At 46.4% G+C, this 26,050-nt stretch carries 27 protein-coding genes; 7 read left to right on the top strand and 20 right to left on the bottom strand.

Annotated elements, in window-relative coordinates; all coding sequences use genetic code 11:
* Nucleotides 1-7: 7 nt before the first annotated feature.
* A complete protein-coding gene (gene flgC, locus I2D83_RS13810) occupies nt 8-412 on the bottom strand; it encodes a flagellar basal body rod protein FlgC (protein ID WP_015840801.1) in 405 nt (134 codons plus the stop codon).
* Nucleotides 413-440: 28 nt separating this feature from the next.
* Nucleotides 441-857, bottom strand: a complete 417-nt coding sequence (gene flgB / locus I2D83_RS13815; protein ID WP_015840802.1) for a flagellar basal body rod protein FlgB — start codon at nt 855-857, stop codon at nt 441-443.
* A 165-nt stretch (nt 858-1,022) separates the two neighbouring features.
* Between flgB and flgA the strand changes: the two genes are divergently transcribed.
* The 3 genes from flgA to I2D83_RS13830 all read left to right on the top strand — a co-directional run bounded on the left by flgA (nt 1,023) and on the right by I2D83_RS13830 (nt 2,572).
* Complete coding sequence (gene flgA / locus I2D83_RS13820; protein WP_205946715.1) at nt 1,023-1,691, top strand: flagellar basal body P-ring formation chaperone FlgA; 669 nt, start codon at nt 1,023-1,025, stop codon at nt 1,689-1,691.
* A 141-nt stretch (nt 1,692-1,832) separates the two neighbouring features.
* The gene (gene flgM / locus I2D83_RS13825; RefSeq protein WP_015840804.1) at nt 1,833-2,129 is read left to right on the top strand and encodes a flagellar biosynthesis anti-sigma factor FlgM; all 297 of its coding nucleotides are present in this window, start codon (nt 1,833-1,835) and stop codon (nt 2,127-2,129) included.
* Nucleotides 2,130-2,134: 5 nt separating this feature from the next.
* On the top strand, nt 2,135-2,572 hold the full coding sequence (locus I2D83_RS13830) for a flagella synthesis protein FlgN (protein WP_015840805.1): 438 nt from the start codon (nt 2,135-2,137) through the stop codon (nt 2,570-2,572).
* 58 nt (nt 2,573-2,630) lie between these two features.
* On the opposite strand, the gene I2D83_RS13835 is transcribed toward I2D83_RS13830, so the two are convergent.
* The 15 genes from I2D83_RS13835 to I2D83_RS13905 all read right to left on the bottom strand — a co-directional run bounded on the left by I2D83_RS13835 (nt 2,631) and on the right by I2D83_RS13905 (nt 19,186).
* Complete coding sequence (locus I2D83_RS13835; RefSeq protein ID WP_043881791.1) at nt 2,631-3,050, bottom strand: flagellar protein FlhE; 420 nt, start codon at nt 3,048-3,050, stop codon at nt 2,631-2,633.
* The gene (gene flhA, locus I2D83_RS13840) at nt 3,047-5,131 is read right to left on the bottom strand and encodes a flagellar biosynthesis protein FlhA (protein ID WP_180777790.1); all 2,085 of its coding nucleotides are present in this window, start codon (nt 5,129-5,131) and stop codon (nt 3,047-3,049) included. The genes I2D83_RS13835 and flhA overlap by 4 nt, the downstream gene beginning before the upstream one ends.
* A complete protein-coding gene (gene flhB / locus I2D83_RS13845) occupies nt 5,124-6,275 on the bottom strand; it encodes a flagellar biosynthesis protein FlhB (protein ID WP_180777788.1) in 1,152 nt (383 codons plus the stop codon). Before flhB ends, flhA begins: the two co-directional genes overlap by 8 nt.
* Nucleotides 6,276-6,517: 242 nt before the next feature.
* Nucleotides 6,518-7,162: a protein phosphatase CheZ gene (cheZ, locus tag I2D83_RS13850; RefSeq protein WP_015840808.1), complete on the bottom strand. Its 645-nt coding sequence runs from the start codon at nt 7,160-7,162 to the stop codon at nt 6,518-6,520.
* Between the two features lie 9 nt (nt 7,163-7,171).
* Nucleotides 7,172-7,561, bottom strand: a complete 390-nt coding sequence (gene cheY / locus I2D83_RS13855; RefSeq protein ID WP_015840809.1) for a chemotaxis response regulator CheY — start codon at nt 7,559-7,561, stop codon at nt 7,172-7,174.
* A 38-nt stretch (nt 7,562-7,599) separates the two neighbouring features.
* Entirely contained in the window at nt 7,600-8,652 is a 1,053-nt protein-coding gene (locus I2D83_RS13860; protein WP_015840810.1) for a protein-glutamate methylesterase/protein-glutamine glutaminase, read from the bottom strand.
* Nucleotides 8,652-9,524 carry a protein-glutamate O-methyltransferase CheR gene (gene cheR, locus I2D83_RS13865; protein WP_014915918.1) on the bottom strand — a complete coding sequence of 291 codons (873 nt, stop codon included), beginning with the start codon at nt 9,522-9,524 and terminating at the stop codon, nt 8,652-8,654. Before cheR ends, I2D83_RS13860 begins: the two co-directional genes overlap by 1 nt.
* Nucleotides 9,525-10,040: 516 nt before the next feature.
* Nucleotides 10,041-11,726, bottom strand: coding sequence for a methyl-accepting chemotaxis protein (locus I2D83_RS13870; protein WP_181828893.1), 1,686 nt, complete (start codon nt 11,724-11,726; stop codon nt 10,041-10,043).
* Nucleotides 11,727-11,861: 135 nt separating this feature from the next.
* On the bottom strand, nt 11,862-12,359 hold the full coding sequence (cheW, locus tag I2D83_RS13875; protein ID WP_010279509.1) for a chemotaxis protein CheW: 498 nt from the start codon (nt 12,357-12,359) through the stop codon (nt 11,862-11,864).
* A 31-nt stretch (nt 12,360-12,390) separates the two neighbouring features.
* The gene (cheA, locus tag I2D83_RS13880) at nt 12,391-14,406 is read right to left on the bottom strand and encodes a chemotaxis protein CheA (RefSeq protein ID WP_228484003.1); all 2,016 of its coding nucleotides are present in this window, start codon (nt 14,404-14,406) and stop codon (nt 12,391-12,393) included.
* Between the two features lie 33 nt (nt 14,407-14,439).
* A complete protein-coding gene (motB, locus tag I2D83_RS13885; protein WP_205946716.1) occupies nt 14,440-15,492 on the bottom strand; it encodes a flagellar motor protein MotB in 1,053 nt (350 codons plus the stop codon).
* On the bottom strand, nt 15,489-16,376 hold the full coding sequence (motA, locus tag I2D83_RS13890; RefSeq protein WP_015840814.1) for a flagellar motor stator protein MotA: 888 nt from the start codon (nt 16,374-16,376) through the stop codon (nt 15,489-15,491). The genes motB and motA overlap by 4 nt, the downstream gene beginning before the upstream one ends.
* A gap of 134 nt (nt 16,377-16,510) precedes the next feature.
* A complete protein-coding gene (flhC, locus tag I2D83_RS13895) occupies nt 16,511-17,089 on the bottom strand; it encodes a flagellar transcriptional regulator FlhC (protein WP_015840815.1) in 579 nt (192 codons plus the stop codon).
* 3 nt (nt 17,090-17,092) lie between these two features.
* A complete protein-coding gene (gene flhD, locus I2D83_RS13900) occupies nt 17,093-17,443 on the bottom strand; it encodes a flagellar transcriptional regulator FlhD (protein WP_015840816.1) in 351 nt (116 codons plus the stop codon).
* 810 nt (nt 17,444-18,253) lie between these two features.
* Complete coding sequence (locus tag I2D83_RS13905) at nt 18,254-19,186, bottom strand: DMT family transporter (RefSeq protein ID WP_370374909.1); 933 nt, start codon at nt 19,184-19,186, stop codon at nt 18,254-18,256.
* 310 nt (nt 19,187-19,496) lie between these two features.
* Here I2D83_RS13905 and I2D83_RS13910 point away from each other — a divergent pair, with 310 nt between their 5' ends.
* Nucleotides 19,497-21,218, top strand: a complete 1,722-nt coding sequence (locus I2D83_RS13910) for a methyl-accepting chemotaxis protein (protein ID WP_180777778.1) — start codon at nt 19,497-19,499, stop codon at nt 21,216-21,218.
* A gap of 61 nt (nt 21,219-21,279) precedes the next feature.
* Here I2D83_RS13910 and dsrB read toward each other — a convergent pair whose 3' ends face one another.
* Nucleotides 21,280-21,483, bottom strand: a complete 204-nt coding sequence (dsrB, locus tag I2D83_RS13915; protein ID WP_015840819.1) for a protein DsrB — start codon at nt 21,481-21,483, stop codon at nt 21,280-21,282.
* A 210-nt stretch (nt 21,484-21,693) separates the two neighbouring features.
* Here dsrB and I2D83_RS13920 point away from each other — a divergent pair, with 210 nt between their 5' ends.
* The 3 genes from I2D83_RS13920 to I2D83_RS13930 all read left to right on the top strand — a co-directional run bounded on the left by I2D83_RS13920 (nt 21,694) and on the right by I2D83_RS13930 (nt 24,184).
* Nucleotides 21,694-23,109 (top strand): diguanylate cyclase, encoded by a 1,416-nt coding sequence (locus tag I2D83_RS13920; protein WP_205946717.1) that lies wholly within the window; start codon nt 21,694-21,696, stop codon nt 23,107-23,109.
* A 272-nt stretch (nt 23,110-23,381) separates the two neighbouring features.
* The gene (locus I2D83_RS13925) at nt 23,382-23,600 is read left to right on the top strand and encodes a KTSC domain-containing protein (protein WP_180777774.1); all 219 of its coding nucleotides are present in this window, start codon (nt 23,382-23,384) and stop codon (nt 23,598-23,600) included.
* Between the two features lie 227 nt (nt 23,601-23,827).
* On the top strand, nt 23,828-24,184 hold the full coding sequence (locus I2D83_RS13930; RefSeq protein ID WP_205946718.1) for a hypothetical protein: 357 nt from the start codon (nt 23,828-23,830) through the stop codon (nt 24,182-24,184).
* A 633-nt stretch (nt 24,185-24,817) separates the two neighbouring features.
* Here the strand turns inward: I2D83_RS13930 and I2D83_RS22510 are convergent.
* Nucleotides 24,818-25,015 carry an AbrB/MazE/SpoVT family DNA-binding domain-containing protein gene (locus I2D83_RS22510; protein WP_205946719.1) on the bottom strand — a complete coding sequence of 66 codons (198 nt, stop codon included), beginning with the start codon at nt 25,013-25,015 and terminating at the stop codon, nt 24,818-24,820.
* Between the two features lie 122 nt (nt 25,016-25,137).
* On the bottom strand, nt 25,138-25,971 hold the full coding sequence (locus I2D83_RS13940; RefSeq protein WP_205948188.1) for a DUF4942 domain-containing protein: 834 nt from the start codon (nt 25,969-25,971) through the stop codon (nt 25,138-25,140).
* Nucleotides 25,972-26,050 lie beyond the last annotated feature (79 nt).

Here is a 26,050-nt window from a genome sequence, read left to right on the forward strand (position 1 = left end):
CTCCCGATTATTGCCCGATCGTTAACGTCTTCAGCATCATCGATTTTGTCGTATTCAAAACTTCGACGTTTGCCTGATAGCTGCGTGATGCAGAAATGGTGTTTACCATCTCAGCCACTGGGTCAACATTCGGCATGCGAACGTATCCCTGTCCATCAGCCAGCGGATTGCCCGGTTCGTAAACCAGACGTGCAGGTGACGGGTCTTCGATAACATTAGCAACGCGCACGCCGCCAGTTGACTGCCCCGGGGCCGCATTCACTTCGAATACAACCTGCTTGGCGCGATAAGGTTCGCCATCAGGGCCCGTCACGCTGTCTGCGTTAGCCAGGTTACTGGCGCTCACATTCAGACGCTGAGATTGCGCAGAGAGCGCTGAGCCTGAAATTTCGAATATATTTAATAACGACATGAATCTTTACCTTCTCATCGCGCTACGATCACGAACCTGACTGCAAGACCGACATCATGCCTTTAATCTGCCCGCCCAGAACGGTCAGGCTGGTTTGATATTTCAGGCTATTATCGGCAAAATTAGTGCGTTCCCGGTCCATATCGACCGTATTACCGTCCAATGCAGGCTGATCGGGTACGCGATAGAGCAAATCAAGTTCCGGCGGCTGAAAATTCTGTGCCGGTATATGCCGTACAGATGTGGTTTTCAGCGCGATACCTGTACCGTTCACCCGCCCTTGCTCCATCGTTTTACTGAGCTGGCTGGCAAAGTCGATATCCCTGGCCTGATAGCCTGGCGTATCCGCATTAGCAATATTCGCGGCCAGAATTTCCTGCCGCTGGGCACGCAAGTTCAACGCTTCCTGCTGGAACCGCAACGAGGCGTCTAATTTATCAAGCATGCTCCCTCCGCAAGTTAGAATTTGGAGTGGGTAGGATAATTCTCATTATGGCTATGTCATCGAACGAATAGGCACCAAATGCAGCGCTATTTATTGCCTTAACCTTGCGCTGACATCGTTACACTTATTGCCCGACATAATCGGAATCAGGAGCGCTGAACTGGAATGAAAACAATATATTATTACCTTTGTCTGGCGACATCCTGTTTTTTTACCCTATGCGCTCCTGTCAATGCCAATGACCTTCCCGCGCAAATCAATCAATTCTTTGCATCACGCTTTCAGGGAAGCCCAAATACCGTTAACGTTGTGATAAAATCGCCGGAATCACAGTGGCCACAGTGCGAAGCGCCCCAAATCACGCTGCCCGGGAATACGAAAATGTGGGGTAATGTGAGCCTGTCCATACGTTGTGGACAACAGCGCCGCTTCATTCAAACTGAAGTGCAGGTAACAGGGAACTATGTCACCAGTTCACGGCCGATAAACCGTGGAACAACGCTGACAGAAAAAGACATTAGTTTGACCAAAGGCAGGCTCGATTTATTACCGCTGCGCCCTATACTGACGTTACAAGGCGCACAGGGTGCAGTCCTTTTACGCGATCTCACTCCGGGCCAGGTTATTACCGCTTCTATGATCAGGCGTGCATGGGTCGTCAAGGCTGGTCAGTCGGTGCAGATTATTGCCCAGGGAGAAGGTTTCACGATTAATGGCGAAGGAAAAGCCATGAACAACGCGGCAGTTGGGCAAGCAGTCAGAGTTAGAACGGCAAATGGACAAATAATCAGCGGAATCACAAACGAAGATGGGATTATTCTGATCTCACAGTAATTAATTAAAGATTTGCTCATGTTTGCCGATGATAGTTACAGAGTCATTACTGACGACGTTTTAAAATTGAACACCAATGTGATGAAGATTCTGTAACACATTGATGATTAACTTTTTATCCTCAAATTAGAGGGATGTATTATGAGTATTGATCGCACCCAGTCACTGAAGCCGGTCAGTCAAGTGCAACAACGCGAGTCTGGCGATATCGCTAAAACCAAACGCAAACAGGCTGAGGCTCAGTCTGAAGTCAGCGCAACACAGGTAAAACTGAGCGACGCGCAGGCAAAATTGATGCAGCCTGGTACGCAGGACATCGACATGAACCGTGTTGAAACGCTGAAGCAGGCAATTCGTGATGGCTCACTTAAAATTGATGCCGGAAAGATCGCGGATGCATTGCTGAAAGAAACACAGGATTTTTTAGCAGGTAAGTAATATCTATGGAAAATCTGCAATCGATTCTGGAGCAACTGCTGCATAACCTGCGTGAGCTTGATGCTGTCATGTCTGACGAGCAAACGTTACTTTGCGCAGGGCATATCAATAGTATTGCTCTACAACAGGTGACGGAGAAAAAAACCTCTTTGCTGGCAACGATGCAGCATTTGGAAACTCGACGTCATGACATCGAATCAACGCTTAAGCTACAAGCACCTTATGATGGTATTGAAAAGTTGTCTGCTTACTGGCAGCAGGTTCAAGAGCTAACCAGACGCTTGAACGATCAGAATAAGCACAATGGTCTTCTGCTGAGTCGGCATATTGCCTATACCAATGAAGCCATCAATATACTGAAGCCTCGTCATGGTCAGGGATTGTATGGTCCTGATGGTCAGTCGAAAGGTGTAACAGTGGGCGGTAGAAAAATCACGTTCTAAAAGTCTCTGTATTTCAGCAGAGACTTTTCATCATTTAAAACTGCTACTTTTTTAAAAACTACTTATAGTTCACCGCGATATCTATCGTGCGAACGCTGAATGTATGATTTATACGTCCATTTCCTGCAATGTAGTAGACAAAGCGAAACTCATTGTTAGCCGCCAGTCCCTCAAATGCCTGAGTTTGTCCGTCACCACTTCCGCCTAAGTCAACACAACGCTGCGGTGTTTGTGAACAGAGCTTAACCGCAAGCCCTGTCGGTATCTCTGAATCAATAAGATGCCGCCAATATATTGTTGTGATAGTTTCCTCTGGCTTAACGGCAATGTTAGGCGTGAAAGCCGACGTGGTAACCATTTCACCACGGTAATCCAGCTTTATTCCGGCCATACTTCCGTTCCAACTGCCAGGTGTCGCAATAGCATAGAACGGAAGCGCCAGCACGGCGACCGACAAAAAACGCATCACCGTCCTCATTTCTGGGCTTCCCCTATAATCGATGTCATACGGATCTGGCGATGATCGCTGATTTCCAAATTAGACAGCACCGCCATGTTTGGCAGGCTGCGATGCAGGAAGCGGGCGAGCAAAGCGCGTAAGGCATGGTTCACAAGCAGAACCGGTGGAGCACCTAGCATCTCCTGCCGCTGTAACGCTTGTTTCGCCTGTTCGAGCAGGCGATCGGCAAGCCCAGGCTCAAGGCCACCGCCCCCCTGAAGTGCCTGTAACAGAAGGCGTTCCAACGATCCTTCAAGGCCTATAACCTGAAGTTCGCTGTCTCCCGGGAACCACTGCTGAGTGATAGCACGTCCCAGAGCCACCCTCACTACCGTGGTGAGTTCATAAGGATCCGGTTGAACAGGCGCATGTTCAGCCAATGTCTCCATGATGGTACGCATATCCCTGATAGATACTCTCTCGCTAAGCAGATTTTGCAAGACCTTGTGCAAAGTTGTTAGCGTCACGACACCAGGAATGAAATCTTCTGTCAGTTTTGGCATTTCCTGCGCAACGCGGTCCATCAATTGCTGCGCTTCTTGTCTTCCAAACAACTCACTGGCATGTAATGCAATTAAGTGGTTCAAATGTGTTGCCACCACCGTACTGGCCTCTACGACCGTAAACCCTTGAGCTTGGGCCTGTTCTTTCAGGGCATTATCAATCCAGACTGCCGGCAACCCAAACGCAGGGTCTTGCGTGATATCACCAGACAAAGAACCAACCGCATTGCCGGGGTTGATCGCCATCCAACGTCCAGGATGAGCTTCACCGCTACCAACCTCAACACCTTTCATCAATATGCGATAGCTGGCAGGCTGAAGCTCCAAATTATCCCGGATATGAACCACCGGCGGTAAATACCCCATTTCCTGAGCAAATTTCTTCCTGATACTACGAATCCTACCCAGCAGTTCGCCATCTTGCTGTGCGTCGACCATTGGAATCAAGCGATAACCCACTTCCATACCTAGCGGGTCTTCAAGCTGTACATCAGACCAGCTGGCTTCAATGACCTGATGTTTCTCCATTGCTGCGGGTGTTGGCTGCAATACAGGTTCTTTTTGCTGCTCACCGCGCATCCACCAGGCTAGCCCTAACAAAGATGCCGTGAATAACAGAAAGACAAAATTAGGCATACCGGGAACCAAGCCAATAAGCCCGATAACCGCCGCACTCAGTACCATAACCCGTGGATTGTTGAACAACTGCGTGACCATCTGTTGGCCAACATCCTGATCGGTACTCACACGAGTAACAATAACACCCGCTGCGGTAGAAATAATCAGAGCAGGAATCTGGGCAACCAGGCCGTCACCGATGGTAAGTAGCGTATAGCTTTCCGCGGCCTGCCCTACCGGCATGTTGTGCTGTACAACACCGACGATCAACCCACCAACAATATTGATGACCATGATAATCAATCCGGCGATAGCATCACCGCGCACGAACTTACTGGCACCATCCATTGAACCGTAAAAATCTGATTCCTGCGTCACCTCAGCACGGCGTTTTTTCGCCTCTTCTTCACCAATTATCCCAGCATTAAGATCAGCATCGATCGCCATCTGCTTACCTGGCATACCGTCCAGTACAAAACGCGCGCCGACTTCGGCGATACGTCCGGCACCTTTGGTGATAACCATGAAGTTGATTAAGACAAGAATGATAAAGACCACAATACCTATGGCAAAATTTCCGCCAACCAGAAAGTGGCCAAATGCTTCAACGACCTTACCGGCAGCAGCGGTGCCCGTATGGCCTTCCAGTAAAATAATACGGGTAGACGCGACGTTGAGTGACAAACGCAGCAACGTAGAAAACAGCAGGATCGTAGGGAATGCCGCAAATTCCAGCGTCCGCTGCGTGAACATCGCAACCAGCAATACCATGATTGACAGTGCGATGTTAAAGGTAAATAGCAGATCCAGGATAAATGGCGGCAGCGGCAATACCATCATGGAAAGTATCAGCAGGATCAGTATAGGTCCGGCTAATATTTGCCATTGGGTACCTTTCATATTACTCGGTAAACGAAGCAAAGAGGCCAAATTAGCCATCAGTAGTATTCTCTTTAGCAAAATCCAGTGCATCAGGCACTGGCAAATGTTTCGGTTTTCTAGGAATTAATCCACCTTCGCGCTTCCAGCGTTTCAGTTGATAAACCCAAGCTAAGACTTCTGCAACAGCCGCATACAACGCAGCGGGAATGTGCTCTCCGATCTCTGAATGACGAAATAGCGCTCGAGCCAACGGGGGCGCTTCTAAAATAGGGACGCGATGCTCGGTCCCCAACTCACGAATACGCAAAGCGATCTCTCCCGCACCTTTAGCCAACACTTTCGGTGCATTCATTTTTTTCTCATCATAACGTAATGCTACCGCATAATGCGTCGGGTTAGTGACTATCACATCAGCCTTAGGAACATCAGCCATCATTCTACGCTGAGCAATTGCTCTCTGCTGCTGACGAATACGGCCTTTAACATGAGGATCGCCTTCACTCTGTTTATGCTCGTCCCGAATTTCCTGCTTGCTCATCCGTAATTTTTTGATGTGGCTCCAGACTTGCCAAAACACATCAAAAGCGACCATCGGAATCAGGCCCATGATGATGAGAAAGCCACACATTACGGCCAACTCTAACGCATCACCTAACGCCGCAATCGGCGATTCGGATATTAAATGCAATATTTTTGGCCAGTTATGAATCAAGAACAGCGTACTAATGATCCCAACCATGACTGATTTTAATATTGCTTTAAAAAGCTCAGCCAGTGATTGAGCAGAAAACAACCGCTTCAGTCCAGAGATAGGATCTAATTTTTTAAAATTAACTTTTAATGATTTGGTACTAAATAGTACCCCGCCGAGCAGCAAAGGCGCAGACAGTGCCACCAACACAGCCCCAAACATAATGGGTATTAACGCCGACGCAGCCTGACGCAGTAATGAGCCAACATGCCGTAGCATTTGGGTGTCATCACCGATCGTTGCGTAATCAAAATTTAACGACTGTGAGACAATTCTGGCCAATCGGCCAGCCATAGCATCGCCACCTATCCACAGAATAGCCAATCCTGCGACCATCATCAGAACAGAAGTCAGCTCTCGAGATCGTGGGATCTGGCCTTCTTCACGCGCCTTTTCCTCCTTTTGGGGAGTGGGGGCTTCTGTTTTTTCTAGATCGCTATCATCAGCCACTATGGCGTTCCTGTTACGACTTTCGGGATAGGAATTTGCTGCCTAGCATGACAAATACGGAAAAATTTTATGGCTGGAACAACGAGAAAAACCAACGCTTCTTTAACGAATAGTAAGGGGGAAAGGTGGGGAATATCGAATTTAGCTATTTATGGCCATAAGTACTGGCCATAAATAACCAGGCGATGGTGTTCATCATTGTTTCAAAAAAGGAATCACTCCCTTTCTTGAAACAAGATGGATTAGAACCCAAGGCTATCCAGAAGATCATCAACCTGATCCTGATTGGCGACGATACCTGCTGCACCTTTATCCAACTGAGGCCCATTCAGCAGACCATCATTTGCACGCTTAGGCGCATCTGGTTTTTCTGGGATATTTTCCAGCAACACCATCAGCAGTTGTTTTTCAATCTCCTGGACAACATCCATCATACGCTTGATGACCTGACCGGTAAGGTCCTGGAAATCCTGCGCCATCATGATTTCCAACAGTTGAGCGTTGGTAAATGAGGTATGCTGCGGTACATCTTCAAGATAGCTACGCGTATCCGTCACTAATTCACGCGCATCAGCCAGCTCGATTGGATTTTCAAACCACTCATCCCAACGAGCTTTCAGAGACTTAGCATCAGCTTCTAGTTGGTTTTGACGTGGCTGTGCAGCTTCTACGCAACTCAGAGCGCGCTCTGCCGCTTGCGCAGTCATCTGGACAACATAGTCAAGGCGATCGCGGGCATCAGGAATAGCTTCTGCGGCTTCTGCTATCGCATTATCTAGACCCAGCTCTTTCAAGCTGTCGCGCAGCATACGAGTCAATTGGCCAATACGCGAAATGATCTCGGTTGCTGAAGCAGTGTCGTTCACGGACGGCATATGTGGCGTCATAAGATCCCCTTACATACCCAATTTTTCGAAAATCTTATTCAGTTTTTCTTCAAGGGTAGCTGCAGTAAATGGTTTAACTACATAGCCGCTAGCACCCGCTTGTGCTGCAGCGATAATGTTCTCTTTCTTCGCTTCCGCAGTTACCATCAGCACCGGAAGGCTGGAAAGCGAACCGTCAGCACGAATAGTCTGCAGCAGCTCCAGTCCATCCATGTTAGGCATATTCCAGTCAGAAATGACGAAATCAAAAGCACCAGCACGAAGCTTGTTCAGCGCATCAGCGCCATCCTCTGCCTCTTCTACGTTATTAAAGCCCAGTTCCTTCAGCAGGTTACGGACAATTCGGCGCATCGTCGAAAAATCATCCACTACCAGAAATCTGAGTTCTTTATCGGCCATACCTACTCCTAAAATATTTATTGCTCACCGAGAGCTGCTTATATACGTAATGCCTGTCCGGCAGAGATTTGTGCCAACATACGCTGGCTCACCTGGTGCAAATCCACCACTTCATCAACGCCACCCATAGCAATCGCTTCACGTGGCATCCCGAAAACCACACAACTTGCTTCATTTTGGGCCAGAGTATAAGCGCCAGCCTGATGGAGTTCCAACATACCAGCCGCCCCATCATTCCCCATTCCAGTAAGGATTACCCCTACGGCATTTCGCCCGGCGTATTGTGCAACCGAACGGAATAACACATCGACTGATGGACGATGTCGATTCACCGGAGGTCCATCATTTAAACGTACTTGGTAGTTTGCTCCACTACGCGCCAGTTCAAGATGGCGTGCTCCTGGGGCAATGTAGGCATGACCAGGAAGAACACGTTCCCCGTCTTCCGCTTCTTTCACCGTAATCTGGCACAGTTTGTTCAACCGCTCGGCGAAAGATTTCGTAAAGCCTGGCGGCATGTGCTGTGTAATCAGTAATGCGGGGCTTGTCGGCGGCAGAGGCTGTAATACATGCCGTATCGCTTCCGTTCCCCCTGTTGATGCACCAATCGCGATCAATTTCTCACTACTGAGCAGAGGCATATGCTGAATAATTTTTGTCGGCTCAGCCGCTGCACTCCGCTGCGGCAGGCGTGCCTTCGCTGCCATGCGAATTTTTTCCGCAATCAGCTCGCTGTACGCCAGCATCCCCTCACGAATGCCTAACTGAGGCTTGGTGACAAAATCAATCGCACCAAGCTCCAAAGCACGAAGCGTGATTTCCGAACCTTTTCCCGTCAGGGACGACACCATGACGACAGGCATCGGGCGCAAACGCATCAGCTTTTCAAGAAAATCCAATCCATCCATACGCGGCATTTCAACATCCAACGTTAATACCTGAGGATTGAATTTTTTAATCAAATCACGAGCAACTAATGGATCTGGCGCAGTCGCGACAACTTCCATATCAGAATGGCTATTAATTATTTCAGTCATGATCTGACGCATGAGGGCAGAATCATCAACGCATAATACTCTTATCTTGCTCATTATCTTTCCTTAGCCAGCCCGTATACAGTTTGCCCACGCAAATAGAATTCGCGACTGATCTGGCTGAAATTCTCTGAATGCCCGGCAAATAACAATCCCCCCGGCTTAAGCATCGGGACGAATCGGCGGAGAATACGCTCTTGAGTTTCTTTATCGAAATAAATCATTACATTACGACAAAAAATAGCATCGAATGGCGCAGGAACAGACCAATCAGGAGCGAGTAGATTTAGTTGTTGGAAATGCACCATTGACGCAAGCTCAGGACGAACACGAACCAAACCACTGTGTGGCCCAGTACCGCGTAAAAAGAATCGCTGTAGTTGCTGTGGAGAAAGAGAGCGCAACTCCTCCTGACGATAGATGCCAGCCGTTGCCTTTTCTAATACCTGGGTATCAATATCACTGGCCCATACCTGACATCCACTTGCTTTATTACCCAAAACTTCGGCAAGTGTCATGGCCAGCGAATAGGGTTCTTCCCCTGTAGAAGCCGCTGTACTCCAGATAGTGTAACCGTTTGGACGTTTTCTGGCATGCTCAGCCAATATAGGAAAATGGTGAGCTTCACGGAAAAATGCCGTTAGGTTAGTGGTTAACGCATTAACAAAGGCTTGCCATTCTGCGCTGTTAGGATCTGACTCCAACAACGCTAAATACTGACCGAAATCATTAATCCCAAGCAAACGGAGACGTCTAACCAAACGGTTATAAACCATTTCGCGTTTGTGATCGGCCAGAACAATGCCGGCTCGCTGATATATTAATTGGCTGATGCGTCGGAAATGAGTGTCCGACAACGGCAACCGATCAACCATCTGCGTCAGAATAGAGGCAGATTCAGGGCGATTTTGCGATGGTGTACTTTTCATATCAAACCGCTCGAATAGTGTTTTTTGCTATGGTTTTTTTCAATCTGAACTTTCCTTTACAGCTAACGCAGGTTTTTTATTGTCATTCGTCAATTGCTCATCGCATGGCGATTAAAACTGACACTGTATTGGTAATACACCCTACAAGTTCTGCAAACAAAACCAGTCAGTGTGTTAGTTCTACCAAAGCCACATGCTGTCGGGTGGCATTCTCCCTCTCATCACAGCTGCGCTACCTGCTTTATTCTTTGGCTTTAATACCAAAGCCAGCCTCACCCCATCATATCCATAACATAAGTTACAGATTGAACAATACCATGAATTATCCTGCTTCAAAGCACCAAGTGCTATATCACTTATAAAACCCCAAGCATGCGGAGATAAATTACTCGCCTATTCATTTTTTAAATTATGGCGAGTAAGAGAGCACCCAGCCACCTACTCGTAAGCGGCTGGGAATTGGCTCAGTAACACGTCCTACAGCTTGGTTATTTATAGCCTATAGACGGTTCTTTATCAGAACGTTTCCCAATTATCATTGGATAAACCTTCTTTTGCTTTCTTGCCGCCACCCGCTGATGGCGCCAGCAATACAGGTTTTTGCCCCGAAGCTGCCGGTGTCGTTCTTCTAAAAGAACCCGCATCTTCAGACAGGCGGAATACCGCAACAGCCTGATTCAGCACTTTCACTTGTTCTTCCAGAGCAACCGCTGCGGCCGCAGACTCTTCAACCAAGGAGGCGTTTTGTTGCGTTACGCGATCCATTTCAGTTACAGCCTGACCAACCTGATCGATCCCTTTACTTTGCTCATCTGAAGCTGAGGCAATTTCGCCCATGATGTCTGTTACACGAGTCACCGCACTGACGATTTCTCCCATCGTCTCGCCCGCGCTCTCAACCAGCACAGAACCTTCATCGACCCGGCTGACAGAATCTTCAATCAGACTTTTAATTTCTTTCGCAGCTTGTGCACTACGCTGTGCCAAATTACGCACTTCGCCTGCAACAACCGCAAATCCACGGCCTTGTTCCCCTGCTCTGGCCGCTTCAACCGCCGCATTCAGCGCAAGAATGTTGGTTTGGAAAGCAATACCATCAATCACACTAGTAATATCGGCAATTTTTTGCGAACTTCCAGCGATATTGTGCATGGTTTTGACAACATTATCGACGACCTTGCCGCCCTTCTGTGCCGTCTCTGACGCACTCAGAGCCAACTGGCTGGCCTGACGGGCGTTTTCCGCATTCTGTTTAACGGTTGCGGTCAACTGTTCCATACTTGCCGCTGTTTCTTCTAACGAAGCAGCTTGCTGCTCGGTACGTGAAGAAAGGTCGTTATTTCCAGCACTAATCTCTGTTGCGCCAGTATAAATCGCATCAGCGCCTTGTCGAACAGCACTAACCGTTGCAACAAATTCACTTTGCATATGACGAATACTGTCAGCCAGAATTCCCATTTCATTGCTGCTGTGAAAGTGGGTGGTTTTTGTCAAATCACCTTTTGCAATATGACGAATGTGTTCAACAATATTATTTAGTGGCCTAATTAGTAGTTGTTGAATACCAATCCAGGAAACCAGAGCTACCGCAAAAACCAGCACAACAATGAAACCAAGGATCCAAAGTGCCGAGTCATAAGCTTCGTTGTTTTTCGCTATACCGGCCTGATAAAGTTTATCGCTTTCCGCTTTATAGGCGTAATACGCTTTTTCAAAGTTATCCTGGAAACTTTGTGTCGGTTGCTCAACAAACTTCTTAAATTCCCCTGCATTCAAAAACTGAATTAATTCCGTTAATGCGCCATTCAAAGCCACATAATTCTCTTTTACGCCCCGAGTAACGGCCTCATCCTGGCGTGCGTCCTGCGGCACTTTCTCATAGCGAGAGAAAAAATCGTTTGCCACAACCAGTTGTTTTTGAGCTGAAACCAGAAGCTCTTTACCACCGGCACCAGCACCGGTACCACTCGCATCAAGAGCAAAACGCGTACCTGCCCGATTAAGGGTATTACGGGTCTGTAATAAATATGACCATGCTGAATCCAGTTCAGAACGCTTTTGGTTAATAATCTGCGTTGAGCTGAAGATATCCTTATCATTTTTTAATGCACTAAAGAATAAACCACCAGAAATAAGCTGAAGTGCCCCAAACAACACCAGTACAAGCATCAGACCTGTAACAACTTTTATACGGTTAAACATATAACGCCTTTTGAGTAGACCAACCACCGATGATATCGGCACTATTCTGGATATCTTTACGAATTTCTGAACTGACAAGGATATGACTAAGGAAGGTTTTCGGGGCCACTTTCGTAGCCCCTGAAGGCCGATGGATTAGACTTTTAATACGCTATCAACCAGCGCCATTTCTTCGCTGCTCAACAGTTTTTCGATATCAACCAGAATCAGCATTCTCTCGCCTAAAGAGCCCAAACCAGTCAGGTATTCCGTTGACAGAGTTACGGCAAACTCCGGTGCAGGGCGAATTTGATCTGCGGTCAATGACAACACATCAGACACGCCATCGACGACAATACCTACGACACGCTGACCAAGATTCAGAACAATAACAACCGTGTTGTCATCGTATTCAACATCCTGCTTGGCGAATTTAATGCGCAAGTCAACGATCGGTACAATGACACCGCGTAGATTGGTGACACCTTTGATGAAGGAAGGCGTGTTGGCAATGCGCGTTACCTGGTCATAACCGCGAATTTCTTGTACTTTTAAAATATCAACGCCGTACTCTTCGTCACCCAGCGTAAAAATCAGGAATTCCTGTCCTACTGTTTCGCCAGTTAATTTCGTGACGCTTGCAAGTCCAGTCATGTTTTCCACCCTTTATTAACGATCTGTTTTATTAAGCTGCAGTTTCAACCACACGCTTTTCACGATTAAGCGCTTGTAACGCTGAAACATCCACAATCAGCGCAACGCTACCATCACCAAGAATGGTAGCGGCTGAAACGCCTGGCACCTTGCGATAATTACTTTCCAGGTTTTTAACGACGACCTGATGTTGCCCAATCAACTGATCGACCAACAAGGCGTAACGCCGTCCCGCACTCTGCAGGATAACGACGATTCCCTGCGTAGCATCCGTTTTAGCGCCATCCACATCAAAAATATGGAATAGCTCAACGAGAGGTAAATATTCACCACGAACCTGTAGTACACGCTCGCCACCGGCTAATGGATACAAATCCTCCGACTGAGGCTGCAGGGATTCCATCACAGCATTAAGCGGCAGAATAAAGACTTCATTGTTAACTTTAACGGACATACCATCGAGGATGGCTAACGTTAATGGCAACAAGATTCTGATAGTTGTACCTTTTCCAGCCTGGAAGTGGATTTCGACATGCCCACCCATTTCCTGGATATTTCGCTTAACCACGTCCATGCCGACACCGCGGCCAGAAACGTCTGTGACCTTCTCAGCCGTGGAGAAGCCAGGAGCAAAAATCAACATGCCGACTTCTTCATCAGACATTGTGTCGCTTACGGCCAATCCTTGAGACAGCGCCTTAGCCAGAATTCTTTCGCGGTTGAGCCCTGCTCCATCATCGATAACTTCAATGCAGATGTTACCGCCCTGATGTTCCGCTGAAAGCGTCAGGTTACCTACCGCAGATTTACCTGCAGCAACGCGTTTATCTGGCGATTCGATACCGTGATCGAGGCTGTTACGCACCAAGTGAGTAAGAGGATCGATAATACGTTCGATCAAACTCTTATCCAATTCAGTCGAACTCCCCATGAGCGTCAGCTCGACCTGCTTATCCAATTTGGCAGCCAAGTCACGAACCAAACGAGGGAAACGGCTAAACACATATTCCATCGGCATCATACGGATAGACATAACCGACTCTTGCAAATCGCGAGCGTTACGTTCCAACTGCCCCATGCTGTTAAGCAGATCGCCATGCGCCACAGGATCGAGTTCGCTTGAGCGCTGTGCCAGCATCGATTGCGTAATGACTAACTCTCCAACGAGGTTGATAAGCTGGTCAACTTTCTCAACCGCTACACGAATACTGGTATCACCGGTTTTTGCTTTATTTTTTCCATTTTCCGGTGCAGCTTGCGGTTTTGCAGCAGTTGGCGCAGACGGTGCAACTGGAGCTACCGGGGCTGGTGCAGGCGCTTCAACAACAGCCAATGTCTCTACAACTTCAGCAACGACAGGCTGGCTAGCTACGGCAGACTTGAAACTGATTTGCTCAGGTTCAAGAACAAAACACAGCACGGCACTAATATCGTCTTCACTTTCCGAAGTAACCAATGTCACTTCTACGCTAGTGTCGGTCTGGTGAGGATCTTTAACGGTTCCCAGATTACCAAGCTCTTCCAGCATTTGAGGTATTTCCTGGGATTTCAGGCCGGTTAATGCGATACGCATTTCACCTTTACCTACAGCGTTAGATGCCGGGCTGGTAGTGTGCTGTGTTCCAACTGGTGCCTCAGCCTGAGTGACGTCACCATCAGCTTTAGACTCCAGGGCGAGCTGGCGCAGAGCCTGACAGATATACTCAAAGCTTTCGGCATTGGGCTCCTGCGCGGTTTTATAAGCGTCCAACTGATCCTGCATAATGTCTTTTGTTTCCAGAAACAGGTTGATGATATCAGTGCTAAGACGCATTTCTCCACGTCTTGCCCCATCGAGTAGGTTTTCTAAAATGTGTGTAGTTTCTTGTAATACTTTAAAACCGAACGTACCCGCGCCCCCTTTTATGGAGTGAGCCGCTCGGAAAATTGCATTCAATTGCTCTGTATCAGGCTCCGACGGATCCAACAATAATAAATGTTGTTCCATATCTGCCAGTAATTCATCTGCTTCATCAAAGAAAGTTTGATAGAAAGCACTCATGTCCATGCTCACGTGGTCACCTCTGCTGTGAATCGCGGCTTATTGAGAAGGCGTCGCCTGACTATCGGGCGCAGCAGGCAACGCAGTGGTTGGCTGTTGACGCTCTGGAGCAGGAACTCCATTAGTTGGTTGTGGCGATGCCCCACCACTCCCACTCGTATTATTATCACTATTTTCGGCAGCCGGAGTGGTAGGTTTAGGCTTATCCAACTCCATATTTTGTAAATTTTCCGCCTTGTCTATATTTACAGCAGAGCTTTCTGCATTTTCTTCTTCAATATCCTTTTGAGCTTGTCTGCTCAATACCAGCAGACTGATGCGTCGGTTAATCGCATCATTTCCACCTGCCGCCTGTTTGAGGTTCATTGTCGCAGCCATGCCCACAACGCGCAAAACTTTTCCATCAGACAAACCACCAAAAATAAGCTCTCGGCGCGATGCATTGGCACGATCTGCGGACAGTTCCCAGTTACTATAACCACGTTCCCCCGTCGTATACTGAACATCATCGGTATGGCCTGAAATACTCAGTTTATTGGGGAAATCGTTCAGAATAGGCGCTATAGCACGCAGAATATCGCGCATATAAGGTTCAACCTGTGCGCTTCCGGTTTTAAACATTGGGCGGTTTTGACTATCGATGATTTGGATACGTAGCCCTTCATCGATCATTTCAATTAACAGATGTGGACGAAGTGCGCGCAGCCGTGGATCGGCCTCAATTAACTGATCCAGACGCTCACGCAATCTGTTGAGTCGAACCTCATCCAGCTTCTTTTCCACGTTATCTGTTTTGATGGCCTTTTTCACTTCACCATCTTGCTGGGTTGGATCGTTTCCTCCACCAGGAATCGGGCTGGAACTGTCGCTTGATTTAGAGCCTGACGTTAGCGCAACCTTTAGTGGGGTTCGAAAATACTCTGCGATTTGGGCCAGCTGCATTGGCGTAGAAATTGCGATAAGCCACATTACAAGAAACAATGCCATCATTGCTGTCATGAAGTCAGCGTAGGCAATCTTCCAGGAGCCACCATGGTGGCCCCCATGTCCAGACTTACGCTTTTTGCGAATAATGGGATGCTGATGTTTCATGCGTTACTGTCCGACGCTTGCTGAGTCGGCGATTTCACACGACGAATGTGTTCTTCCAATTCGGTAAAGGAAGGACGCTCCGTTGAGTACAGCGTTTTACGACCAAATTCAACGGCAATTTGCGGAGCATAGCCATTAAGGCTCGACAGTAAAGTGACTTTAATACACTGTAATACTTTGATTTTTTCTGCATTCTTCTGGCGCAATAAAGCCGCCAATGGCGAAACAAAGCCGTAAGCAAGGAGGATACCCAAGAAGGTTCCCACCATAGCATGAGCGATCATCATCCCCAGCTCAGCAGCAGGTCGATCAACATAAGCTAGTGAGTGAACAACACCCATAACAGCGGCTACGATACCAAATGCTGGGAGACCATCCCCCATTAGCGTCAAGCTCGTCGCCGGCACTTCGCTTTCATGTTCAATCGTTTCGATCTCTTCATCCATCAGCGTTTCAATCTCAAACGCATTCATGTTGCCGCTGACCATCAAACGCAAATAATCGGTAATAAATTCAACGACGGTGTTGTCAGCAAGGATATTCGGGTAGCTTGAGAAGATTTCGCTCTCACGAGGATTATCAATATCAAATTCCAGCGAAAGCATGCCTTGCTGGCGGGATTTGGCCATTACACGAAAGAGTAAGGCCATGAGATCCATATACAATGCTTTATTATACTTGGAGCTTTTGACCAAAAGAGGTAATGCGCGTAGTGTTGCTTTTATCGCCTTTCCATTGTTACCAACGATGAAAGCACCTACCGCCGCACCACCGATAATCAACAGCTCCGAAGGTTGATAAAGCGCACCCAAGGCCCCACCGACCATGAGATAACCGCCGAGTATCGAGGCCACAATTACGATATAACCCAATATAACCAGCACAAGAAATCCTTATAATAAAAAAGGTGGGCGGAGAGTGAGATAAAACTGCGGAGCCGTAGCCAGGACGTTCTTGAAGGAGAAATCTATCACTGCCTTCACAACCAACAGTGATAGATTCACAAATCGCTACAGGCTCAGACTGCGTGTTTTACCTGTTCATCCAGCAGTTGAGGTATTATATCGGCAAGATTTTGCGAAAGTTTACGCTTTTTTACTGCTCTGGAAGGGGGTTGGCACAAACTACAAACAAAGCTGTTTTTAGGTTGATGAGCGTGAGTAATGAACATCCCTTTGCAGCAATTGCATGACGACAGTTGCAGCATACCGCTGTCAACAAACCGGACTAATGTCCAGGCTCGCGTCAATGCCAACAGTGGAGAATCGCTCTGCGGCGCACACTGTTCGAGATAAAGCCGGTAAGATTTAATAACCGCTTCAACACCACTGCACTGCCCATTCTTGATTAAAAAGCTGTATGCATTGTAGAACATTGATGAATGAATATTCTGTTCCCAGGTCATAAACCAATCCGTTGAAAAAGGTAACATTCCCTTTGGCGGCGGACTTCCTCTCAGTTCTTTGTACAGTTTAATCAAACGTCCGCGGCTTAACTGAGTTTCACTTTCTAACATCTGTAAACGAGCACCAAGCGAAATGAGCTCCATTGCTAATTGGATATCTTTCGCTTCCTGAACAATACTTTTCTCCGCCATTACTTATGCCCTTTTCTTAGGCAGGTTTTCTTCTTTCGAAGTTAACTGTTGTAATAAGTGACTCGACAACAGAATCCCGGTATGAATTTGCTGTAAATCATCCACACGTGATTCCTGAGTCAACACTTTGATTGTATTGTGATCGTTAAAACGGAAATGGCATATCAATTGGTTAGTTTCTGCCAACTTCACCATCTGCGGTAAAGTCAGTTGCATCAAGGTATCTGCCATCTCGTCATTGATTCCAAGACGGAACATCGCAGAAGCTTTTTCATCATTAATTAAGCGTTGCGCCAGTAACAAATAAGACAGATTAATGTCATAAATGTGTTTGAGTAATTCAGAGGTACCCATATTTCCCATCCCGACAGGCTATGTTTAAAACATAAGTTAGGTGATAGACCATATCGCCCAGTTCGAAAATCACTCTCCATTGATGGCATAAAAAACTATCGGTGCCAGATACTGCGAGTTACTACTTTATCATTTCTTATTCGGGCAATCGTTACTTGCCAACTTTACGCATCACGCTGCGAATCCGTTCATCCGTTGCTTTTTAGTCACATCCTGAAGACCCACTCCAACCAAAGCATAGGATTAATCCTAAAACAGCGCAACTGTACCGCCTAATCCGTAGCACATACAACGCGGCTGAAGAATGATTTTGGCCATTATGTGATACAGATCACACAAATGAAAGCATTATGAGCCAAAGTCCGTCTGGTCAGATCACTTTTGCGCCTATTTTTACGCCAAAAACGCGCACCAAACGTTACAAAAAAGATCATTGAAAAGGATCAAAAAGAAACGATTTGCTTGCTATATAAATGATAGATATACAAAAAATCCATTACGCCTAAGATGCATACCGCTATGTAAGTTTATACCTTTCACGAAAAACTTACACTTTTTACCCAAAAAACTCTTAAACGCATGTTCTGAAGCAAAATTTATCTATCTTCTGCCGAAGCACAGCCGCAATGACAACAAAGCATAGAAGTATGACATAAAAAGGAAGGAAATAAGATATTTCATTGATATTAAAGAAATTAATGAGACATTGGGATTAGTTGCAGACGCGATAGCGTGAAGTCGTTCTACTCTCAAACTTCACGCTACAGGCAGCGTCTTTAGGACAATATGCGGACTGGATGACGGAGGTACTTAGCGAGCGCTTTTCACCACTCGGTTAACCAACCAAATACCTGAACAAACCAAGACAAGTGCAAAGAAATATTTCCACTCCAGGATGCTTTCATTAAGGAACAGGGCTGAAAGCAGCGTACCAGATACCGGGATGAGGAAATTAAATGGTGCGACCATACCAACTCGATTATATTTCAGCAATTGGCTCCATAATGAAAAAGCGACAGAAGAGAGCAAAATAAGATAGCCCAGCATCAGTACAGCTTTCCAATCAGGTATGATGAGTGTTCCACCTGTACAGTACCCCGATATCGTTAAAATGATCCCACCAATAGCCAATTGATAACCTGTCATTACAGTTGGATCCATGGTTTGCGATATCCGCTTACCATATATAGTGGATGCAGACAAAATAAATGCGGCAATAACAACGAACCCATCACCTAACAACGTAAAACTGGTACTCATGCCGTTGCTGTTGATATTAACGACCATCACACCGATAAAGCCTAATATACAACCCACTAGCTTGTTGATATTTAATTTATCATTCTGGTACAAATAATGAGCAAGCAGCACGCTGAAAAAAGTACTAGTTGCATTCATGATCGAGCCTTTAACGCCAGTGGTATAAGCTAGACCGATATAGAAAAAAACATACTGCAATGATGTCTGGAATATTCCTAGGATGCTTAACTGGACTAACTGCCCACGCTGAAAGCGCCCGATAGACCGCCCGCTTAACACAGCCAGCACTAGCAGCAACAGCCCGGCGAAGGCGAACCGGTAGCCTGCAAAAACGAGTTTTCCAGGAATATCATTATCTGCAATGTGAAACAGTTCATAACCATTTTTAATTGCCGGATAAGCACTTCCCCAGAGCAAACAGCATAATGTGGCGACAAAAAAAACAATTTTTTTATCAGAAAAAAAATGCGTGCGCTTTTCCAAGAAAAATTCCTCCGAAGATAGAGCCGACATAATAGCGTTGAACCCCAGACAAATAAAGTTAGGAAACCAGACTCTTTATTTTTTATTATCAATCTGTATGATTTCGCATCACGTATTTCTCTTTTCTTTTTAAAGAGTTAAAAACGTGATCGGGATCGCACCGAATTTGATTAAGGTTTCTCAATATATGCCGATTATCTTTTACATTGGTTGTTTAGCTAATGGCTTGTCATTAATGTAGACACTAAAACCTAAACGCCAATGCCACTACTAGTGGCATGGTAAATCATAAATTCCTGAGAATGAGCGAATGGATATGAAAATAACTTCAAGGTCTGAGCAGCACGTCGAGGCTGGCATGCTGAGCAATTTACGGCTAGTTCCCTTATTCGTCATTATTCTGGGTGGAATCATGCTGTTATTTGCAGCATCTATCGGCACATCCAGCTACTTTCTGCAAAGCAGCAATCAGTCATTAGACGACGTTACACAAGAAATTGATACCCGAATGGGGATCTCAAACAGCTCCAACCACCTTCGTACTGCGCGTCTGTTGCTCATTCAGGCTGCGGCAGCTGCACGTATCGGTGACTCTCAGGTCTTCAATGACAACCTGAAGCAAGCTGAACAGCGGCTGGAACAGTCAAAAAAAGCATTCCTTGTCTATGAAGAGCGTCCAGTTAAAACGCCGCAGGATATGGCGTTGGACGACGAACTGCGCAAATCTTATGATGCTTATGTGAATCAAGGTCTTATGTTAATGCTCACTGCAGCAAAACAGGGGCTATTTGAAGAAGTCATCACTCTCGAATCCGAAGAAACCCGGGTTTTGGATTTGGCCTATAACAAATTTCTGTTAGAGGCTGTCGCTTACCGTACACAAAGAGCGAAAGAATTAAATGAAACTGCGCAGAGAAACGCGCTACTCGGATATTCGTTGATGGGGGGCAGCTTTGCTCTGGCGACGATTTTAACACTTCTGACCTTCTTCCTGCTGAGAGGTATTCTCATCAAACCAATGAATCAGTTGGTCGCGAGAATTCAGCGTATTGCGCAAGGCGATCTGACTCAGATGTCAGATCGTTATGGTAGGAATGAAATCGGTACGCTAGCCAGCAACGTTCAGCAAATGCAATCTTCTCTGGTAACAACCGTCACTACCGTCCGGGAAAGTGCAGATTCTATTTATCAGGGTTCAACGGAGATCTCATCCGGTAACACGGACCTTTCCTCACGAACCGAGCAGCAAGCCGCCGCGCTTGAGCAGACCGCAGCCAGCATGGAGCAATTGACGGCAACGGTGAAGCAAAACTCAGAAAACGCACATCACGCAAGCCAGCTCGCAGCCAATGCATCTGGAAAAGCCAAACAGGGTGGCGAGATCGTTGCAAACGTCGTCAATACGATGAACAGTATTTCGGGTAGTTCAAAGAAAATCTCTGAAATTACCAATGTCATTAACAGCATTGCATTCCAAACCAATATTCTCGCGCTAAATGCCGCAGTTGAAGCTGCCAGAGCGGGAGAACAAGGTCGCGGTTTTGCCGTTGTCGCCAGTGAGGTTCGTAGCCTCGCACAGCGTAGTGCACAAGCCGCAAAAGAGATTGAAACGCTGATTTCCGAATCCGTCAACCTGGTCAACAGTGGTTCTATTCTGGTTGATAATGCGGGTCAGACAATGAAAGAAATCGTCGATGCGGTCACTAACGTCACTGATATCATGGGGGAAATTGCCTCTGCCTCTGACGAACAAAGCCGGGGAATCTCTCAGGTTGGCCAGGCGATATCTGAAATGGACAGCGTGACACAGCAGAATGCTGCGCTTGTTCAGGAAGCCAGTGCAGCAGCAGCCTCGCTGGAGGAGCAAGCCGCACTACTGACCCGCGCAGTTGCGACATTTAAGCTATCTAGCCATTTATCAGGCGCTCCTTCAGCACCTGGTCGGCCGAACGCTCTGGCCGCAAAGGATCGTTCCTCACTCGCCCTCCCCCGTAAAACCAATACGGAAAACGGCAACTGGGAAACGTTCTAATACTGGATACAGCAATCACAGCGAGCATTGTTAACTCGGACAATGCTCGTGTGTGTTCTTTTTACTCTTCGTCCGGCAACGTCTTTGGCTCAACAAACGTACCATCTTTGCTGTCAGCCTCATTGAAAAACCAGATACCGGCTGGGTAATCTTTTAATGCAACTAAATACATTATCCCTTCCTGAAACGTTTCCACAGCCAGAATCGTCCCTTCCCGGCGCGTTTTCCCATCGGTTTTAACCGTAACCAGATCGTTCACTTTCATAAAATTATCTCAAAATAGCTTCTAACATCAAAAAAACAGCATTATCATTTACAGCAACGGCAGTAATAGTACCTATATGAAATGATTAATTTTATTTGTTTTTAACAACGCCATATTGACCCTCTCTGTCATTAAATATCGATTATTCAGGCAAAAAATTGATCGTTTCTATCCTAGTACATCCGACAGACTCGCAAAAGAGATTAAAAGTTGAACGAACTATTGAACGTTAATGAACAGAGAGATAACGATGAGTTGGACTACAATCAAGTCATAACATCAGAATGGACGCAATTAATAGCTACAACCTCACAGAAATCTTTTAATCTACTGCGCACTATCTCCGAGCAGAAAGCGTCCGACTTTGCTGACAAGTTCTACTCCTACATGCTCAAAGATCAGGAAGCTTCACTTTTTCTTTCCAGTCAGCAAGTTCACGATCGCCTCCATGGGTCTATGAGTAAATGGATAGCAGATATTCTGACGAATACCGGAGAGCACCTGGCTGACCTGATTAATCATCAAAAGAAAATTGGCCAGATTCATGCACGTATTGGCATTCCCGTCGATTTGGTTGAGCGCGGAGCCCGGCGTCTAAAATGGCACCTTTATGAAGACATTGCGCAGGTCGCCGAGGATAAAGCGCTGTGTTTTGATGCCATGCGTTTTGCCTCTATCTCTATGGATATTGCCATAGAGATCATGAGTAAAACCTATTCACAATCGCACGAGCTCGCCGCCAAAAATGAAGAATCCTATCGGCTATTTTCCATTCTAGAAAATGCCAGTATGGAAAGAGAGCGTCAGAACGCATCGCTACTCAACTGGGAAAATGCTTTTATTTTCAGCGTTGCAACAGGTACGCCTCTTTCCAGCATCCAGGACCTAAGTGATTCAGAGTTCGGTCTGTGGTTTAACCATAAGGGAAAATCCAGTTTCAGTAACATTCAGGGAATACGCACTATCGCCTCGATCATAACGGAAACGGATGAGTATATTCGCGGCTATAGCACTACCGCACTACTGACGCAGCAGGATTATGCTCCGCTGCTTAAAGCAGTCAGAAGCAAGATTTATAAAATAAACATGCTTTTGGGATCGCTATTTGACGAAGTCCAAAAGCTGGAAAGTGGTAAGGATACGTTGACCCTTCTGCTAAACCGTCGCTTCCTGCCAACCATTCTTCGGCATGAAATATCGCTGGCAATGCACTCAAGTACTCCGCTCAGCATCGCCATGATTGATATTGACCATTTTAAAACCGTCAATGACACCTATGGCCATGCTGCTGGCGATAACATCCTGAAAAGGATTGCAGAAGTGCTGTATGAAAGTACGAGAAACAGCGACTATGTTTTCCGTTACGGCGGGGAAGAATTCATGATCGTGCTTATTGAGACGCCCAAAGTCGCCGCCCACACCATCATCGAGCGACTGAGAAAGAAAATTCAGGATCACCCTATTCATCTTCAAAACGGCGAAAGCATTACAATGACCATAAGTGCAGGTATCGCCGTGTACAACGGTCATCCGGATTATGAATGTCTGATAAAGGCAGCGGACGATGCACTCTATCAGGCCAAGGCCAACGGCAGAAACAGGATCGAATACGCGCAAGAGGAATAACTATTTTTCCTTGTTGCAAGCCTGCGTTTCTGGACACCGCCGGAAAAGAATAGCCCGCTATTCATCATCGCAGGTTTGCATCCTCCTCTAAGCAAGCCGTGTCCCCCTCAACTGAACAAATTCACAGCATAAAAACGATAAACTACCGATTTTACTAACCAACCCGCCAAAAATTTGATACATATTCAATAAATAAGCATGATCGTCGACAATGCATCATGTAGTGAATCTTTGATAGTTTGAACTTATTTTATGCAGGGGAGGAATGAGCATTGCAGCGACAGCAGGTTTCATCGTCACGAATTCATTCGATTGGGTACGATACAAAAACGCACAGCCTTGAGATAGAATTTCATAATAAAGAGATCTATCAATATGTTGGCGTGCCTGAATCTATCTATAAAAAATTTATGTCTGATGCTGTCGTCTCTAAAGGTCGTTTCTTTGATGGCGTGATAAAAGATAAATTTTTATGCCGAAAAATCAGATAGATGAAAATGTAACCATCACATCCTCGGTATTTGTCGCCGTTTCTTAACGGCGATGTGGCGATGTAAAGTGTCGCGTTGCGCCATATCAATTTGCCATTTCCGCCCTCAGTCGCCTTCCAGCATTACAACTCATCATGTGAATTAAACATATATCTAGGTGGTATCTTTTCGATAACATCCCTTCAGTTCGTGTGAGTATCTATCCTGTCTAACTACGGAGAATTCATATGATCGCATCGGATATCCAGGGGGCTAATTCTTTATTTGCCCAGACCAACAAGCACGCTATTGTGCCAGATGAAGATACTTTCAAAATGGCACTTGAGAAGGCAAAGGAAAGCGGACAGATCTCCAGACACGAGCACAGCGCTAAAGTTGAACCTCAGCGTTCAAAAGCAGCGCAAGAATTTATGGACTGGGTATCTATGTCCCATGAAGAAAGATTATTTTTCTCCGTACTTGCATCCATGGGAATATCCAAGGAGCAATATGAGGCAATGCCGTTAGAAGAACGCATGGCGTTAGACCTCAAAGTACAAGAGCGTATAAAAGAAATGGCGGAGCAAGACCAGCAGCTTGCGTAATGGCAGCAAATGAGCCAGTTAAAGCGATACGGGTGACATCTTAGCGTCATTGACGCTTATAGCCCGTTACATTATGTAGAGGAAAGCAGCAGCCTTTTTAGATAAGAGCGATTAGCCGAAAAACAGGAAATAGTAAGTTCCTGACTATCAGCCAGACGACATGATATCTGCCGCAAAGCTCCGATGATTGATGGTCAGAATAAAAGGTCAAAGTCGTACCGACCTAGCACTGACAAAAAATCATATTAGGAAAGCGATTTTCAGGCACAAAAAAACCGCCTCTCGGCGGTCTACGACATTGCACATAATGTGCTTGTTTTAATTCTTTTTAAAACAATGGTGCCGGGACGGGACTTGAAAAATCAACCCATCTTATTGAAAATAAAGACACATCACAAGTGAAAATAGACGATATATCCTCATTTGTATACTCAGTCTTTTTCCCTTCACACCAGCGACTACTCGCCACACAATTCAACAGTGATGTTAAAAATGTTGCGATGCAAAATCTGATGTATAAATAACATCGGTACAACTTCATTCAGCGGTTAGATGCTATCGTGGTTTAATGTAGATAGCAAAACCATTATCAAGACAGCGAGTGCATTTCTGGCAATCGGTTCACCGCTATCATCAGGTCTGGGGGGCTTTAGGTTGCTCCCTGTCCTCCATAAAATCAGAAGTGGCATCCTCGGTAGCAAACCAACCATCCCAGCCCTCCCCCGATGACGTAGTGATACGCGAGTGATCGATCACAGTTGTATCTGCGTCTTTCACATCATCGGTTAATGCAGCAGTTTTTGAGATACTACTATTCCCTTTTTTCATCATCGCCCTTCTTCCGCCAAACGACACGTGACATGCCGCATCCTCTTTTACATTACCAGATTAGCACTACAGGCATCGTAGCCAAGAGATGAGTAATCTCCATCCCACATCCAACCGGTCGATCACTACCTCGCAGCCAACATCCCTGGATAATGTTTGGCGATAATGTCGTTCATCTGATCGATCAGGTCGAGACGCTTAAAGGCGAGATGCCCGGTTCCTTTCTGAAAGTAACGCACGCTAAAATACTCATCCTCGTATTCCTGCTGATGGGGATGATCGCGGATATGGTCCATCAGCCGGATGGTGACATCGACACGGTTGTCGGGGATCGGTTTACCATCCAGCAGATACAGCATACGCTCCAGATCGGCCAGTTGATCGCGTCGCCAGCCCCAGTTCAGACCAAAGCCCCAACGGTTGTATGTCACCAGATTGCTGATGATGATTTTCTTGCCGAAGTAACAAGGGTGATTGGTCTTGTAATCCCACGATAACCCTTTGAATACGTTAATCACACCTCGCTCAAATACCTCCTGCTTGCTCTGATGAAGTTGCTCAAAGGTGCTGAGGATATTGGCTTCGCTGATGGTCGGTAACGCACCCTCATCCAGATTTTTATGCCACTGGCTACGCGCTTCAGCATCCATAAGCGACAGCATGCCGGATTTCAGCATCAGGTCGCGCCAGATATTTCGATCCAGCGTGCGGGTGATGGCTGGCATCGCCTTGTTGGGTACTTCTGTTAGCCAGCAGTCGTAGCGATGCCCCTGCTTTAACGCCCAGTCTTCAGCGGTGCCGCCACCAATAGTCGCTGTTAGTATTGAGATCGCCCGTAGCTGGTTGAGGAGCTGTTCTATCTGTTGCAGCGCAGTATCACGTCCGGTAACGATACGTTCGATATTGGTCGAGCAAATCAGCTCGGTATGTTCGGTCAAAACCTCGGGTTCAATTTGCATCATTTGTGGTCCATACATAAAAGCAAATGCGCCAGCCGCTAAGGACTGGCGCATTATGCATCGGGGAGAGGAATAAACA

Origin of the sequence: Pectobacterium aroidearum, from assembly GCF_015689195.1 — a bacterium.
In the GTDB taxonomy this organism is placed as follows: domain Bacteria; phylum Pseudomonadota; class Gammaproteobacteria; order Enterobacterales; family Enterobacteriaceae; genus Pectobacterium; species Pectobacterium aroidearum.

What these genes read in the sequence shown, in the direction of transcription:
- flgC (WP_015840801.1), bottom strand. Translation starts at nt 412, where the DNA reads ATGTCGTTATTAAATATATTCGAAATTTCAGGCTCAGCGCTCTCTGCG.
- flgB (WP_015840802.1), bottom strand. Translation starts at nt 857, where the DNA reads ATGCTTGATAAATTAGACGCCTCGTTGCGGTTCCAGCAGGAAGCGTTG.
- flgA (WP_205946715.1), top strand. Translation starts at nt 1,023, where the DNA reads ATGAAAACAATATATTATTACCTTTGTCTGGCGACATCCTGTTTTTTT.
- flgM (WP_015840804.1), top strand. Translation starts at nt 1,833, where the DNA reads ATGAGTATTGATCGCACCCAGTCACTGAAGCCGGTCAGTCAAGTGCAA.
- I2D83_RS13830 (WP_015840805.1), top strand. Translation starts at nt 2,135, where the DNA reads ATGGAAAATCTGCAATCGATTCTGGAGCAACTGCTGCATAACCTGCGT.
- I2D83_RS13835 (WP_043881791.1), bottom strand. Translation starts at nt 3,050, where the DNA reads ATGAGGACGGTGATGCGTTTTTTGTCGGTCGCCGTGCTGGCGCTTCCG.
- flhA (WP_180777790.1), bottom strand. Translation starts at nt 5,131, where the DNA reads ATGGCTAATTTGGCCTCTTTGCTTCGTTTACCGAGTAATATGAAAGGT.
- cheZ (WP_015840808.1), bottom strand. Translation starts at nt 7,162, where the DNA reads ATGACGCCACATATGCCGTCCGTGAACGACACTGCTTCAGCAACCGAG.
- cheY (WP_015840809.1), bottom strand. Translation starts at nt 7,561, where the DNA reads ATGGCCGATAAAGAACTCAGATTTCTGGTAGTGGATGATTTTTCGACG.
- I2D83_RS13860 (WP_015840810.1), bottom strand. Translation starts at nt 8,652, where the DNA reads ATGAGCAAGATAAGAGTATTATGCGTTGATGATTCTGCCCTCATGCGT.
- cheR (WP_014915918.1), bottom strand. Translation starts at nt 9,524, where the DNA reads ATGAAAAGTACACCATCGCAAAATCGCCCTGAATCTGCCTCTATTCTG.
- I2D83_RS13870 (WP_181828893.1), bottom strand. Translation starts at nt 11,726, where the DNA reads ATGTTTAACCGTATAAAAGTTGTTACAGGTCTGATGCTTGTACTGGTG.
- cheW (WP_010279509.1), bottom strand. Translation starts at nt 12,359, where the DNA reads ATGACTGGACTTGCAAGCGTCACGAAATTAACTGGCGAAACAGTAGGA.
- cheA (WP_228484003.1), bottom strand. Translation starts at nt 14,406, where the DNA reads ATGGACATGAGTGCTTTCTATCAAACTTTCTTTGATGAAGCAGATGAA.
- motB (WP_205946716.1), bottom strand. Translation starts at nt 15,492, where the DNA reads ATGAAACATCAGCATCCCATTATTCGCAAAAAGCGTAAGTCTGGACAT.
- flhC (WP_015840815.1), bottom strand. Translation starts at nt 17,089, where the DNA reads ATGGCGGAGAAAAGTATTGTTCAGGAAGCGAAAGATATCCAATTAGCA.
- flhD (WP_015840816.1), bottom strand. Translation starts at nt 17,443, where the DNA reads ATGGGTACCTCTGAATTACTCAAACACATTTATGACATTAATCTGTCT.
- I2D83_RS13910 (WP_180777778.1), top strand. Translation starts at nt 19,497, where the DNA reads ATGGATATGAAAATAACTTCAAGGTCTGAGCAGCACGTCGAGGCTGGC.
- dsrB (WP_015840819.1), bottom strand. Translation starts at nt 21,483, where the DNA reads ATGAAAGTGAACGATCTGGTTACGGTTAAAACCGATGGGAAAACGCGC.
- I2D83_RS13930 (WP_205946718.1), top strand. Translation starts at nt 23,828, where the DNA reads ATGATCGCATCGGATATCCAGGGGGCTAATTCTTTATTTGCCCAGACC.
- I2D83_RS22510 (WP_205946719.1), bottom strand. Translation starts at nt 25,015, where the DNA reads ATGATGAAAAAAGGGAATAGTAGTATCTCAAAAACTGCTGCATTAACC.
- I2D83_RS13940 (WP_205948188.1), bottom strand. Translation starts at nt 25,971, where the DNA reads ATGCAAATTGAACCCGAGGTTTTGACCGAACATACCGAGCTGATTTGC.